Below are 14,775 nucleotides of genomic sequence, written 5' to 3' on the forward strand. Positions count from 1 at the left end.
CGGCGCAGCTCGGCCGCAGGGGATTTCACCGGCTGGACCCGCCCCGGCCCCGGGCCCGCCGCGCCGTCGCCGGTCCCGGCGCGAGGCGGCGCCCCCGCCGGCCGCCCCCGGGCCGGCCCGCCGTCGCAAGCCGCCCACGCCCCGGCCGATGTGACGTTTCGTCAGCCCGGAAAAGGACCGCGGCCCCGCCTCCGGAAGGAGACGGGGCCGCGGTGTCACGCGGGTCGGGACCGGCCGGTCCTACTCCTCTTCGTCGTCGCCCTCGACGGCCGCCTGGCGGCCGCTGGAGAGCGCCTCGAAGGCGAGGAACTCGGACTCCGCCGCGTCCCGGCCCTTCTGCTTCTCGCGGCGGCGGTCGACCGCCGGGCGCGGGCTCTCGAAGCGGTGGTCCTCGCCGCGGCGGCCGAGCATCTCGGCACCGGCGGCCATGGTCGGCTCCCAGTCGAAGACGACGGCGTTCTCCTCGGGGCCGATGATGACGGTGTCACCCTCCCGGGCGCCGACCTTCCAGAGCTTGTCCTCGATGCCGAGGCGGGCCAGCCGGTCGGCGAGGTAGCCGACGGCCTCGTCGTTGGAGAAGTCCGTCTGGCGGACCCAGCGCTCCGGCTTGGTGCCGCGGATGCGGTAGGCGCCGTCCTCCTCGGTGATGGTGAAGCCCTCGTCGTCGACGGCCGTGGGCCGCAGCACGATCCGGGTGGACTCCTCGAGCGGCTTGGCCGCCCGGGCCTCGGCGACGATCTGCGCCATCGCGAAGTTCAGCTCGCGCAGGCCCTTGCGGGAGGCGGCGGACACCTCGAAGACGCGGTAGCCGCGCTCCTCCAGCGAGGCCCGGGTGAGGTCGGCGATGTCCTGGCCGTCCGGGACGTCGATCTTGTTGAGCGCCACCAGTCGCGGCCGGTCCTCCAGGCCGCCGTACTGGGCCAGCTCGGCCTCGATGGTCTCCAGGTCGGTCAGCGGGTCGCGGCCGGGCTCCAGGGTCGCGCAGTCCAGCACGTGGACCAGCACCGAGCAGCGCTCGACGTGCCGCAGGAACTCCAGACCGAGGCCGCGGCCCTGGCTGGCGCCCGGGATCAGGCCGGGCACGTCGGCGACGGTGTAGACGGTGTCGCCGGCGGTCACCACGCCGAGGTTGGGGACGAGGGTCGTGAACGGGTAGTCCGCGATCTTCGGCTTGGCGGCGGAGAGCACCGAGATCAGCGAGGACTTGCCGGCGCTCGGGTAGCCCACCAGGGCCACGTCGGCGACGGACTTGAGCTCCATGACGATGTCACGGGCCTCACCCGGCTCGCCGAGCAGCGCGAAGCCGGGCGCCTTGCGGCGGGCCGAGGAGAGCGCCGCGTTGCCCAGGCCGCCGCGGCCGCCGGCGGCGGCGACGAAGCTGGTGCCGTGGCCCACCAGGTCGGCGAGGACGTTGCCCTGCCGGTCCATGACGACGGTGCCGTCCGGCACCGACAGGACGAGGTCCTGGCCCTCGGCGCCGGTGCGGTGGCCGCCCGCGCCGGGCTTGCCGTTGGTCGCCTTGCGCTTGGGCGAGTGGTGGTACTCCAGCAGGGTGGTGATCTGCGCGTCCACGGTGAGGATGACACTGCCGCCCTCACCGCCGTTCCCGCCGTCGGGGCCTCCCAGCGGCTTGAACTTCTCCCGGTGCACGGAGGCGCAGCCGTGGCCCCCGTTACCCGCGGCGACGTACAGCTCGACGCGGTCCACGAAGGTGGTCATGGGTGTGCCTCCAGTGCGAAGAAAGTGTTGACCTGCTGTAAAGCATGAAGGGTGGACCGGATCATTCCGGCCCACCCTTCATTGTGAGTCTTGTCGGACTCAGGCCTCGACGGCCACGATGTTGACGACCTTGCGGCCGCGACGGGTGCCGAACTGCACCGCACCGGCGGCCAGCGCGAACAGGGTGTCGTCGCCACCACGGCCGACGTTGGCGCCCGGGTGGAAGTGGGTGCCACGCTGGCGGACGATGATCTCGCCGGCCGAGACGACCTGGCCGCCGAAGCGCTTCACGCCGAGGCGCTGGGCGTTCGAGTCACGGCCGTTCCGGGTAGAGCTTGCGCCCTTCTTGTGTGCCATCTCGCTATCCCCTTACTTGCTGACGGAGTCGATGCTCGTGATCCGCACAGCAGTGTGCTGCTGGCGGTGACCCTGGCGGCGACGGTAACCGGTCTTGTTCTTGTAGCGCAGGATGACGATCTTCTCGCCCTTGGTCTGGTCGACCACCTCGGCGTGAGCCTTCACGCCGGCCAGCACCCACGGGTCGGAGGTGACAGCGTCACCGTCGACGACCAGGATGGTGGAGAGCTCCACCGAGTCACCCGGCTTGGCCTCGATACGGTCGATCTCCAGCACGTCGCCGACGGCGACCTTGTGCTGGCGGCCGCCTGCGCGAACGATCGCGTACATGCGGTACCTACTTTCCTAACTCGGTCGGAGCTCCAGATGCCAGCCGCCTGGGTACGGACACAGGGGCCTCTCCCCGACTCCTCTGACGAGGCGCCCGGAAGGTGATGTGCTCGGGAGCGCGGCGTAGACACGCCGAGGGTCAAGAATACGGACCGGCCGCCTTCGGGGCAAACCGGGCCGTCCTGGTCCGGGGCGGACTCGCGCCCGCCCCGGACCGGGGCACTACTCGGCTGCCGAATCACCCTCGGCGGCCGCGGCCTTCTTGGCCGCCGCGCTCGTCCGCTTGGTGGCGGTCTTGCGGGCGGTGGTCTTCTTCGCGGCGGCCGCCGTGGTCTTCTTGGCGGCCGTCTTCTTCGCCGCGGTCTTGCGCGCGGCCCGCTTCTTCGGGGCCGGCGCCTCGTCGGCGGGCTCCTCGGTCGCGGCGGCCTCGGCGGGAGCCGCCTCGGTCTCCTCGGCCACCGGCCCGGCCGCGGCGGGCGCCTCGGCAGAGGCCTCGGCGGGCGTCTCGACGACGGCTTCCGCGGGCGCCTCGGCCGGGGTCTCCCCGGGCGTCTCGGCGGCCGCGAAGGCCGCCTGCAGCGCCGCGTCGGCACGGGCCTGCAGCACCACGATCTCGGCCTCGGCCGGAGCGCCGGCCGGAGCCGTCGCCTTGCGCACCGCCCGGCGGCGGGTGCGGCCGGCCGGCGCCGCCGTGGCGGCGGGGATCTCGACCAGGCTCGGCTGGGCCGTCTCCTCGACGGCCGCCGGCTCGGTCACCGGCTCGACGACGACCTCGGCCTCGGCCTCGACCTCGGCCACCGGCACCTCGATCGCGAGCTGGCCCTCGACCTCCTCGTGCTCCAGCACCTCGGTGCCGGCCTCGATCGCGGCCTGCGCCTCGTCCTGGGCGGCGCCGCCCTTGCCCCGGCGCCGGCGCTTGCCGCTGCCCGAGCCGGCCTCGCCCGCCGCGACGGCCTGGCCGCCACCGGTGTGGACGTGGGTGCTCGGCTGCTCCATGTGCACGATCACGCCGCGCCCGTTGCAGTGGACGCACGGCTCGGAGAACGACTCCAGCAGGCCCTGGCCGACCCGCTTGCGGGTCATCTGGACCAGGCCCAGCGAGGTGACCTCGGCCACCTGGTGCTTGGTCCGGTCCCGGCCCAGGCACTCCAGCAGGCGGCGCAGCACCAGGTCCCGGTTGGACTCCAGCACCATGTCGATGAAGTCGATCACGATGATGCCGCCGAGGTCGCGCAGCCGCAGCTGGCGCACGATCTCCTCGGCCGCCTCGATGTTGTTGCGGGTGACGGTCTCTTCGAGGTTGCCGCCCTGACCGACGAACTTGCCGGTGTTGACGTCGATGACGACCATCGCCTCGGTGCGGTCGATCACCAGCGAACCGCCGCTGGGCAGCCAGACCTTGCGGTCCAGCGCCTTCATCAGCTGCTCGTCGATCCGGTAGGTGGCGAACACGTCCACCTCGGAGGTCCACCGCTGCAGGCGCTCGGCCAGGTCGGGGGCCACGTTGGAGACGTAGTCGTGGATGGTGTTCCACGCCTCGGTGCCGGAGACGATGACCTTGGTGAAGTCCTCGTTGAAGATGTCGCGGACGACCCGGACGGTCATGTCCGGCTCGCCGTAGAGCAGCGCGGGGGCGTTGCCGGTCGCGGCCTTCTTCTGGATCTCCTCCCACTGCTGCTGGAGGCGCTGGACGTCGCGGGTCAGCTCCTCCTCGGAGGCCCCCTCGGCGGCGGTGCGCACGATGACGCCCGCGTCGTCCGGGACGATCTTCTTCAGGATCTGCTTCAGGCGGGCCCGCTCGTTCTCGGGCAGCTTGCGCGAGATCCCGGTCATCGAGCCCTCGGGCACGTACACCAGGTAGCGGCCGGGCAGCGAGATCTGGCTGGTCAGGCGGGCGCCCTTGTGGCCGATCGGGTCCTTGGAGACCTGCACCAGGACGGACTGGCCGGACTTCAGCACCGACTCGATCCGGCGCGGGCCACCGTGGCCGCCCAGCGAGCCGAAGTTCACCTCACCGGCGTACAGCACCGCGTTGCGGCCCTTGCCGATGTCGACGAAGGCGGCCTCCATCGACGGCAGCACGTTCTGGACCTTGCCCAGGTAGACGTTGCCGACGTACGAGGTGGCCTGCTCCTTGTTGACGTAGTGCTCGACCAGCACGCCGTCCTCGAGGACGCCGATCTGGGTGCGCTGGCCGTTCTGGCGCACCACCATGACGCGCTCGACCGACTCGCGGCGGGCCAGGAACTCGGCCTCGGTGATGATCGGCACCCGGCGGCGGCCCAGCTCGCGGCCCTCGCGGCGGCGCTGCTTCTTGGCCTCCAGACGGGTGGAGCCCTTGATGGACTGCACCTCGTCCGGGTCGAACGACGGCTCGGTGGAGCGGCGGCGCGGCTCGCGCACCTTCACCACCGTGCGGACGCCGTCCTCGGTGGTCTCGGCGGCCTCGGTCGCACCGGCCTCACCGCTGCGACGGCGGCGACGGCGACGGCGGCGGGAGGAGGCCAGGCCGGCGGACAGCTCGTCGTCGTCCTCGTCCTCCTCGTCCTCGACGGCGGCCGGCTCCTGGACGGGCTGCTCGGTCTCGACGGCCTCGGCCTCGAACTCCTCGGCCTCGCCACGACGGCGGCGACGGCCACCCCGGCGGCGGCGGCGCGACGGACGGCCGTCCTCCCACTCGTCCTCGGCCTCGGGGCCGGCGGCGGGGGCCTCGACGGCGGCCGGAGCCGCGACGACGGCGGGCGCCTGGACCGGGGCCTCGACCACCGGAGCGGCGGGGGCGACGGGAGCGGCGGCGGGCGCGGCGGCGGCGCCGCCGGACTTGCGGCGGCCCGGGGTCTGCACCCGCACCTGGGTGCGGGTACGACGACGGCGGCCGACGCCGCTGTACTCGTACTCGTCCTCCTCCGACGTCTTCACGGCGGGGGCCTCGGCCGGGGCCGGGGTCTCGACCGGAGCGGCCGCGGCAGCCGGGGCGGCGGCCGGGGCCGGGGCCGACGCCGCGGTGTAGGGCGCCGGCTCCTGGAAGACCGGGGCCTGGAAGATGGCGGTGGACGGGCGGACCGCACGGCGGCGCACCCGGTGGGTCGGCTCGGCCTCGGCGACCGGCGCGGGGGCCGGGGCGGGCTCCGGCTCGGCGGCGGGCGCGACGGGCGCGGCCTCCTCCTCGGCGGGCTCCTCCTCGGCGGCGGGCTCCTCGACCGGGGTCTCCTCGACGACCGGCGCGGCCTCGACCACGCGGCGGCGGCGGGGGCGGCGGGCCGGTGCGGCCGGGGCCTCCTCGACCGGGGCGGCCTCGGCGGCGGGCGCCTCGGCCGGAGCCTCGGCAGGGGTCTCGACGGGTGCCTCGGCAGCGGCGGGCGCGCTCACCGGCGCCTCGGCACGCTTGCGGGCCCGGCGGGCCCGGACGGGCTTCTCGGCGACCGGCTCGGCGGCCGGCGCCTCCACGGCGGGGGCCTCGGCGGCCGGCGCCTCGGCGACGGCCGGTGCGGTGACGACGATCGGGGTGGCCTCCGGCGCCCCGGCGGGCGCCTCGGCGCGCTTGCGGGTCCGGCGGGCCCGGACCGGCTTCTCGGCGACCGGCTCGGCGGCCGGCGCCTCCGCGGGGGCCTCGGCGGCCGGCGCCTCGGCCGCGATCACCGTCTCGGCGGTGTCGGCGGCCGCACCCTGCGGGGTGCCCGCGGGGCGGGACACCGCCCTGCGGCGGCGGCGCGGCGGCGCGGCGGACGCGCCCTCGCCGGTGGTTCCGTCGCCGGTGGCGACGGTGTTCTCGTTCGGTTCCGTTGCCGCAGTCTGCTGCGGATCGGTGTTATCGAGCATGCGGGTGGATCTCCCGTCAGGCCCCCGGGCTCCGTATCCGGGCACGGCAGGGCACCGGTGGCCGGCCGGCATCACGAGGATGCTCGGGCCGGACCCTTTCCTGGTGCCGCCGTGCGGACGCGAGGCCGCACAGGGGCTCGTAGTCTCGCTCGGCGCCCCGCACGCGGCGGGGTGTCGAAAGTCTTCTGGTCTGACCAGTCTTCTGAGGTTTTCCCAAGCTGCGCCGTCCCCCAACCCCGGGTGGCTCCCGGACGGGGTCCTCGGGCCCACCGACCATCCGGGTCGGCGGGCCGCAAGAGGCCGGCCTGTGCTTCGACGACGCTCGCTCCCCTGGGGAGCCGCGGGGGCCTGGAGGACCAACGGGTCCAGTGAGGCACTGGACCAGGCCTCCGCCCGCTAGGCGGACGCGGTTGCGCGCGGCTCGCCGGCGGCCACAGGGCCGGCCGGGGCCGCGGCGCGGTCGAGCGCCAGCGGGTCGGTCACCGTGCCGGTCTCCTCGTCGAGCGGCCCCTGCGCCAGCCTGGTCACCTCTGCGGGGACCGGCGGCGCCAGGTCAGCCGTCGCACGGAGACCGGACAATACGTCGTCGGGTCGTACGGCGGGTGTGGCGTGTCGTACTACCAGGCGCAGTATCGCACAGGCGCGGCCGGTCCGAACATCGCGGGCCCCTTCGCCCTCCGTGTCCGCACCGCTGTCGACCTGCGGCGAGAGGATTTCCAGCGCCGCCACCGCGCCGCGCGCGTCGAAGACGCGCACGCCGTTCTTGGTGAGGCGTTCGACCTCGACCCGCTCCTCGGCGAGGAAGGCGGCGGCCGCGCGGGCCGCCTCCTGCCCGGTGACACCGTCCAGCCGGACCTGCCACTCGGAGGCCTCCAGGCGCTCCACGAAGTTCGGCGTCCGGACCTCGACCGCGTCGATGATGTCGAGGCCGTTCGGCAGCGACTCGTCCAGCTGCGCGCGCAGCTCCTCCGGGTCGCGGAAGGCCGCCAGGCCGATCTCCAGGTACTCCGCCTCGCTCGCCACTCCGGTGGGAGCGGCGTTGGCGTAGGACACCTTGGGGTGCGGCGTGAAGCCGGCCGAATAGGCCATCGGCACGGCGGACCGGCGCAGGGCGCGCTCGAAGGCGCGCTGGAAGTCGCGGTGGCTGGTGAAGCGGAGCCGGCCGCGCTTGGTGTAGCGGAGACGGATCCGCTGCACCGTCGGCGCGGGCGGAGGACCGTCGGGCGTACGGCGTGCCAGGGTCGCTCAGTCCTTAGTCAGTTGTCCCCGTCCGGCGTGGCACCAACGCGCCACCCTCCGGACTCTGTCACTCAAAGGGTACGCGCCCGCGCACCCCCTTCGCTCCGCCCCTGGTCAGCGCGGATGCGCGAAACCCCGGCCGGAGCGTCCGGCCGGGGTCCCCGCATGGCGTGCCGCGTGCTACTTGACGACCGTCAGCGGCAGGAGCTTCTTGCCCGTCGGGCCGATCTGGATGGACGTGTCCATCTGCGGGCAGACGCCGCAGTCGAAGCACGGGGTCCAGCGGCAGTCCTCGACCTCGACCTCTTCGAGGGCGTCCTGCCAGTCCTCCCAGAGCCAGTCCTTGTCGAGGCCGCTGTCCAGGTGGTCCCAGGGCAGCACCTCCTCGTAGGTGCGCTCGCGGGTGGTGTACCAGTCGACGTCGACGCCGGTGCCGGCCAGGCCCTTCTCGGCCGAGGCCATCCAGCGGTCGTAGGAGAAGTGCTCGCGCCAGCCGTCGAAACGGCCGCCGTCGTCGTAGACCGCCCGGATGACGGCGCCGATCCGGCGGTCGCCGCGGGAGAGCAGCCCCTCGACGATGCCGGGCTTGCCGTCGTGGTAGCGGTAGCCGATGTTCTTGCCGTACTTGCGGTCGCCGCGGATGGAGTCGCGCAGCTTGGCCAGGCGGGCGTCGGTGTCCTCGGCGGACAGCTGCGGGGCCCACTGGAACGGGGTGTGCGGCTTGGGCACGAACCCGCCGATGGAGACGGTGCAGCGGATGTCGTTCTGGCCGGTGACCTCGCGGCCCTTCTGGATGACGTTCTTCGCCATCTCGCCGATCTGGAGCACGTCCTCGTCGGTCTCGGTGGGCAGGCCGCACATGAAGTACAGCTTCACCTGACGCCAGCCGTTGCCGTACGCGGTGGAGACGGTGCGGATGAGGTCCTCCTCCGACACCATCTTGTTGATCACCTTGCGCATGCGCTCACTGCCGCCCTCGGGGGCGAAGGTGAGGCCCGAGCGGCGCCCGTTGCGGCTGAGCTCGTTGGCGAGGTCGATGTTGAAGGCGTCGACCCGGGTGGACGGCAGCGACAGGCCGATCTTGTCCTCGGCGTAGCGGTCGGCCAGGCCCTTGGCGACGTCACCGATCTCGGTGTGGTCGGCGCTGGACAGCGACAGCAGGCCGACCTCCTCGAACCCGGTGGCCTTCAGCCCGCGCTCCACCATCTCGCCGATGCCGGTGATGCTTCGCTCCCGCACGGGGCGCGTGATCATGCCGGCCTGGCAGAAACGGCAGCCGCGGGTGCAGCCGCGGAAGATCTCCACGGACATCCGCTCGTGCACGGTCTCGGCGAGCGGGACGAGCGGCTGCTTGGGGTAGGGCCACTCGTCGAGGTCCATGACGGTGTGCTTCGAGACCCGCCACGGCACGCCCGGCGCGTTCGGCACCACACGGGCGATCCGGCCGTCGGCCAGGTACTCCACGTCGTAGAACCGGGGCACGTAGACGCCGCCGGTGCGCGCCAGGCGCAGCAGCAGCTCCTCGCGGCCGCCCGGGCGGCCCTCCTCCTTCCAACCGCGGACGAGGCCGGTGATGTCCAGCACGGCCTGCTCGCCGTCGCCCACCACCACGCAGTCGACGAAGTCGGCGATCGGCTCCGGGTTGAACGCGGCGTGGCCGCCGGCCAGCACGATCGGGTCGTCCTCGGTCCGGTCGCGGGCCTCCAGCGGGATGCCGGCCAGGTCGAGCGCGGCCAGCATGTTGGTGTAGCCGAGCTCGGTGGAGAACGAGAGCCCGAACACGTCGAAGGCCTTGACCGGCCGGTGCGCGTCCACGGTGAACTGCGGGACGCCGTGCTCGCGCATCAGCGCCTCGAGGTCCGGCCAGACGCTGTAGGTGCGCTCGGCCAGCACGCCCTCGCGCTCGTTGAGCACCTCGTAGAGGATCATGACGCCCTGGTTCGGCAGGCCGACCTCGTAGGCGTCGGGGTACATCAGCGCCCAGCGGACGTCGCAGGCGTCCCAGTCCTTGACGGTCGAGTTGAGCTCGCCGCCGACGTACTGGATCGGCTTCTGGACGTGCGGGAGGAGGGCCTCCAGGCGTGGGAAGACCGATTCGACAGTCATGTACTAGGAACCCTTACGACGTTGAGAGGTGTCGCTCGCATCGGACCCGGTCGGGGTGGTGGGCGACGGCTGGGAGGGGTGACCCTCAAGGGTAGCCGAATCCGGGGAGGGTCCGGCCGGCCGCGGGCCCCCGGCCGGCTTCCCGGAACCCGGCAGACCGGTTGTTGACAGCCCCGGACGGCCCATGCGCTACTGGCAGGGCTCCGCCGGGAGGCCCTGCACGCCATCGGGACAAGGAAGTTGACCATGCACGACGGCACCGACACCGGCCTCCGGACATGACCGACACCGGCCGGCGGGTGCCGCACTGCCACCCCGCGCCCGAGCAGGCGGACCGCTACCCCACGGTGGCCCGCGCCGAGGCGGCGGCCCGGCGGCTCGCCTGGCGCCACCCGGACCGCTGCCGACTGCGGGAGGTGGGCCGCTCCCGGGCCGGGCGCCCGCTGCTGCTGCTCTCCGTCGACGAGGGCCCGGACGCCGTCCTGGTGGTCGGCGGTCCGCACCCCAACGAACCGGTCGGCGTCGCCAGCGCCCTGCGGCTGGCCGAGCGGCTGCTGGACCGCCCGCCCCGCCCGGGCGTCTCCTGGCACATCCTGCCCTGCCTGGACCCGGACGGCGCCGCGCTCAACGCCGGCTGGCTGGAGGGTCCGCTCACCATGCGCCGCCACTACGAGCACTTCTACCGGCCGTCCTTCGAGGAGCAGCCCGAGCTGCTGCCGCCCGCCGACGCCGACCGCGCGCCGATGCCGGAGAGCCTGGCGCTGACCGGCCTGATCGACGAGCTGCGGCCGTTCCTCCAGTGCTCGCTGCACGGGGTGGACTTCGGCGGCGCCTTCGTCCAGCTCACCGGCCCCGTCCCGGGCCTGTCCGAGCGCTTCGGCCGCTCGGCGGAGCGCGGCGGCATCCCGCTGGACGTCGACTCCTACGACGCGGTCGGCTGGGCCAGCCCCGCACCCGGGACGTACCTGATGCCCGCGCCCGGCGGCACCGGCCTCTCGCGGGCGCTCCCGGACGAGCCCGAGCTCTCCACCTGGTCGTACGCCGGCCGCCACGGCGGGGTGACGGCCGTCCTGGAGGTGCCGATGTGGGCCGTCGACCCGGTCGGGGACGCCCGCCCGCACCCGGCCGTCCGGCAGGCGGTCGCCGCCGCCGCCCGGGCCCTGCGGGAGCGCGCCGAGGAGCTGTCCGGCCTGCTCGTCCACGTCCCGCCGCACACCCGCCGGGCGTACGGCCCGCTGGTGCGCGCCGCCGAGTTCACGCTGGCGGTCTGCCCGCCGGTCGCCGACGAGTGGCTGGAGCAGTGGTGCGCCCAGCCGCTCACCGTCTCCCGGGTGACCACCGCCGGGCTGGCCGCCGCGCGGATCCCGCTGCGGGTGGCCTCGGTGCTGCTGCGCCTGCTGGCGGACACCGGCGGCCCGGCGGTGGACGCGGCCCGCGAGCGCGCGCAGGGGATCGTCGCCGGGAGCCTGGACCAGCTGCGCCACCGCTTCGGCGCCCGCTGGGTGCCGGTGGAGGTCCAGACCGCCCACCAGACCCGCGCCGTGCTCGCGGCGGCCGCGTGCCTGCCCCGCCGGTGACCGGACCGGAAGCGGAGACAGGTGGCAGGGGCCGGGGCAGGGACCGGCGGCGGGGAGCGGCGGCGGGGAGCGGAGGAACGCGGCGGGGCCGGTCCGGAGGGTGACTCCGGACCGGCCCCGCCGGCACACCCGTACGCTCAGGCCGCTATCGGCCGCTGGCTCTGCACCGCCTGCAACAGCCCGATCGCCACCCAGGTCGAGAACATCGACGACCCTCCGTAGGAGACGAACGGCAGCGGGATGCCGGCCACCGGCATGATGCCCAGGCACATCCCTATGTTCTCGAAGCCCTGGAAGGCGAACCAGGCCACCACCCCGGCGGCCACGATGGTGCCGTACAGGTCGGTCGCGTGCCGGGCGATCCGGCAGGCCCGCCAGAGCACCACGCCCAGCAGCACGATGATCGCCATCGCGCCGAGGAAGCCCAGCTCCTCACCGGCCACCGTGAAGACGAAGTCGGTCTGCTGCTCCGGCACGAACTGCCCGGTGGTCTGCGTCCCGTGGAACAGGCCCTTGCCGGTGAGCCCGCCCGAGCCGATCGCGATCCGGGCCTGGGCGGTGTTGTAGCCCACCCCGGACGGGTCCAGCGCCGGGTTGGCGAAGGCCGCGAACCGGTCGATCTGGTACTTGCTCAGCACCCCGAGCTTCCAGATCGCCACACAGCCGCCGACCCCGGCCAGGATCAGTCCGAACACCCAGCGGTTGGCCGCTCCGGAGGCCAGCAGGATGCCCAGCACGATGACGGCCATCACCATCACCGAACCGGCGTCCGGCATCAGCATCACGACCGCCATCGGCAGCGTGGCCCAGACCAGCCCGCGGAACACCGCCCGGTGCGAGGGGAACTCCCGCTCCCCCGCGTCCACCTGGTCGGACAGCACCACGGCCATCGCCAGCACGATCGCCAGCTTGGCGAACTCGGCCGGCTGGACGGAGAAGCCCCCGCCGAGCTGGATCCAGGAGTGCTGGCCGTTGATGGTCGAGCCGAGCGGGCTCAGCGTGGCCATCAGCAGCAGGATCACCGCGACGTACAGGAAGGGCACCACCGTGCGGAACCGCCGGCTCCCTATCCCTATCACCACCGCGCACAGCACCAGTCCGATCACCACGTTGGTGAGGTGGCGGAACAGGAAGTACTGCGGGTCGCCGTGGGTGAGCGAGTCCCGCCCCCGGGTGGCCGACCAGACCAGCAGCGAGCTGCCCAGCGACAGCACCATGGCGGCCAGCAGCAGTATCCAGTCGATCCGCCAGAGCGGGGAGTCCTTGGCGAGGGCCTTGGAGACCCCGCTGCGCTGCGGGGCGAGCCGCAGCTGGCGGTACGAGCCGTAGGAGGTCATGCCCGGCTCCTTCCGGTGCTCCGGTTGGGCTCGACGGCGTGGGCGTCCACCGCGGTGAGCGCGATGGGCGGGCCGGCCGGCTGCGCCGGGTCCAGGAAGACCCGCGGCGAGCCGCCGGTCACGCCCTGGCCCCCGTCGGCGGCGGTGTAGCCGGCCGGCTTGAGGATGGCGGTGCCGTCCGGGTTGAACTTCGGCAGCTCGGCCTGCGGCTTGGGCAGCAGCGCCTTGCCGGTGTCGATGTTGCCCTTGTCGTCCACGCCGTACAGCGCCTGGTAGATCCGGCGGATCGCGTCGCCGGAGCCGCCGGAACCGGTGCCGCCTTGGCTTATCGTCATCACGACCGCGTAGTCGTCGCTGTAGGTGGTCAGCCACGAGGTGGTCTGCTTGCCCTCGACCTCGGCGGTGCCGGTCTTGGCGTGCAGCTCGATCTTGCCCTGCGGCCAGCCGGCGCCGGTGAACTTCCAGGCGGCGGTACCGCCGGTGACGACGCCCGCGGTGGCCTGGTCGATGTAGCTCAGCAGCTTCTGGTCGCCGGGGAACTTGGCGTCCTCGTGCGGGGCGATCTCGCGGACGAGCTCCCCGCTCGGGCTTATCACCGCCTTGGCGACGGTCGGCCGGTAGAACGTGCCGCCGTTGGCGAGCGCGGAGTAGATCCGGGCCATCTGGATCGGGGTGACGAGGGTGTCGCCCTGGCCGATCGCGAAGTTGACCGAGTCACCGGCGCGCATCTGGTAGCCGTCGACGCAGTTCTCCCGGGCGATCTGGTCGGAGAAGGTGTTGCCGCCCTTCTCCGCCTGCCGGCACCAGGCGTCCTTGTTGTTGTCGTAGAAGGACTGCTTCCACTGCCGGTCCGGCACCCGGCCGGGGACCTCGCTGGGCAGGTCGATGCCGGTCTTGGCACCGAGGCCGAACTGGTGCGCGGTCTTGTAGAACCAGTCCGCGGTGTCCTTCTTCGGCTTGATGCCGCCGTCCTTCATCCACTGGTCGTACGCCAGCCCGTAGAAGACGGTGTCGCAGGAGACCTCCAGCGCCTTCTCCAGCGTGATCGAACCGAAGTTCTCGCTCTCGAAGTTCTTGAACTCACGGCCGCCGATGGTCAGGCTCTTCGGGCACGGGTACGTGCCGTCCAGCGAGTAGCCGGCCTGCACGGCGGCGGTGGTGGAGATGACCTTGAAGGTCGAGCCGGGGGCGGACTGACCCTGTATGGCCCGGTTCAGCAGCGGGAAGTTGGAGTCCTTGCTGGTCAGCGCCTGGTAGTCCTTGCCCGAGATGCCGCCCTGCCAGAGGTTGGGGTCGTACGTCGGCGCGCTGGCCATCGCCACGATCCGCCCGGTGTGCACGTCCATGACGACGGCGGCGCCGGAGTCGGCCTCGTAGTTGCGGTTGGTCACCTTGTCGAAGGTCTTCCTGGCGTCGTTCATCGCCTGCAGCAGGTTGTCCTCGACCACCTTCTGCACCCGGGCGTCGACGCTGGTCACCAGGTTGTTGCCGGTCTGCGGCTCGACGATGCCGGCGTTGCCGATCACCCGGCCGAGGTTGTCCACCTCCAGCTTGGTGATCCCGGCCGTCCCGCGCAGATCGCGGTCGTACACCGACTCCAGCCCGGCGCGGCCGATCTGGTCGGCCGGCAGGTAGCGGTCCAGGCCGGCCTTGTCGGCGGTCTTGCTGACCTCCTCGTCCGTCACCGGCGAGAGGTAGCCGAGCACCTGGGCCATGTTGGCGCCCTCGACGCCGGTGTAGTGGCGCACGGCGGTGGGCTGCGCGGTGACCCCGGGGAAGTCCTCGCGGCGCTCCATTATCTGCAGCGCCTGCTGGGTGGTCGCCTCCTTGGTGACCGGGATCGGCTGGTACGGCGAGCCGTTCCAGCAGGGCTGCGGCGTCTTGGCGTCGCACAGCCGGACCTTCTCCTGGACGTCCTTGGCCGGCATGCCGAGCACCTCGGCGAGCCGGCCCAGCACCGCCTTGCCGGCGTCCTTCTGCTGCAGCAGCGAGGTGCGGCTGACCGAGACCACCAGCCGGGTCTCGTTGCCGGCCAGGATGCGGCCCGAGGCGTCGAGGATCTCGCCGCGCACGGCCGGCTCGACCACCTCGCGGATGTGGTTGCCGGTCGCCTTGGCCGTGTAGACGCTGGCGTTGCGGATCTGCAGGTACCAGAGCCGGCCGCCGAGGGTGGCGAGCAGCGACAGCACGAGGATCTGCAGAACCACCAGACGGATCGTCACCCGCCGGGTGCGGCCGGTCTCGGGGATGTTGCTCACGTCTCGTGCGCTCCAGAGTGCGGGGTTCCGGGA

9 protein-coding genes are annotated in these 14,775 nt (G+C 73.0%); 1 reads left to right on the forward strand and 8 read right to left on the reverse strand.

Translation table 11 applies throughout. The annotated features are described in order from the left end of the window. Window positions 1-240 precede the first annotated feature (240 nt). The 6 genes from obgE to ACWDRR_RS07235 form a co-directional block, all read right to left on the reverse strand. Window positions 241-1,719, reverse strand: coding sequence for a GTPase ObgE (obgE, locus tag ACWDRR_RS07210; protein ID WP_449771175.1), 1,479 nt, complete (start codon window positions 1,717-1,719; stop codon window positions 241-243). Window positions 1,720-1,818: 99 nt separating this feature from the next. Further along, a complete protein-coding gene (gene rpmA, locus ACWDRR_RS07215; RefSeq protein WP_360637120.1) occupies window positions 1,819-2,076 on the reverse strand; it encodes a 50S ribosomal protein L27 in 258 nt (85 codons plus the stop codon). A gap of 12 nt (window positions 2,077-2,088) precedes the next feature. Beyond that, window positions 2,089-2,406 (reverse strand): 50S ribosomal protein L21, encoded by a 318-nt coding sequence (gene rplU, locus ACWDRR_RS07220; protein ID WP_360637117.1) that lies wholly within the window; start codon window positions 2,404-2,406, stop codon window positions 2,089-2,091. Window positions 2,407-2,628: 222 nt separating this feature from the next. Next, the gene (locus tag ACWDRR_RS07225; RefSeq protein ID WP_449771176.1) at window positions 2,629-6,225 is read right to left on the reverse strand and encodes an Rne/Rng family ribonuclease; all 3,597 of its coding nucleotides are present in this window, start codon (window positions 6,223-6,225) and stop codon (window positions 2,629-2,631) included. A gap of 396 nt (window positions 6,226-6,621) precedes the next feature. Continuing rightward, window positions 6,622-7,422, reverse strand: coding sequence for a TIGR03936 family radical SAM-associated protein (locus ACWDRR_RS07230; RefSeq protein WP_449771177.1), 801 nt, complete (start codon window positions 7,420-7,422; stop codon window positions 6,622-6,624). 222 nt (window positions 7,423-7,644) lie between these two features. Beyond that, on the reverse strand, window positions 7,645-9,570 hold the full coding sequence (locus ACWDRR_RS07235; RefSeq protein ID WP_449771178.1) for a TIGR03960 family B12-binding radical SAM protein: 1,926 nt from the start codon (window positions 9,568-9,570) through the stop codon (window positions 7,645-7,647). Between the two features lie 278 nt (window positions 9,571-9,848). Between ACWDRR_RS07235 and ACWDRR_RS07240 the strand changes: the two genes are divergently transcribed. After that, on the forward strand, window positions 9,849-11,147 hold the full coding sequence (locus ACWDRR_RS07240) for a M14 family zinc carboxypeptidase (protein WP_449771179.1): 1,299 nt from the start codon (window positions 9,849-9,851) through the stop codon (window positions 11,145-11,147). A gap of 137 nt (window positions 11,148-11,284) precedes the next feature. Here the strand turns inward: ACWDRR_RS07240 and rodA are convergent, their stop codons facing one another. Both rodA and mrdA read right to left on the reverse strand, forming a co-directional pair. Beyond that, a complete protein-coding gene (gene rodA, locus ACWDRR_RS07245) occupies window positions 11,285-12,484 on the reverse strand; it encodes a rod shape-determining protein RodA (RefSeq protein ID WP_449771180.1) in 1,200 nt (399 codons plus the stop codon). Next, the gene (gene mrdA, locus ACWDRR_RS07250) at window positions 12,481-14,742 is read right to left on the reverse strand and encodes a penicillin-binding protein 2 (RefSeq protein WP_449771181.1); all 2,262 of its coding nucleotides are present in this window, start codon (window positions 14,740-14,742) and stop codon (window positions 12,481-12,483) included. The genes rodA and mrdA overlap by 4 nt, the downstream gene beginning before the upstream one ends. Window positions 14,743-14,775: the final 33 nt, after the last annotated feature.

It is taken from the genome of Kitasatospora sp. NPDC003701, from assembly GCF_053587085.1.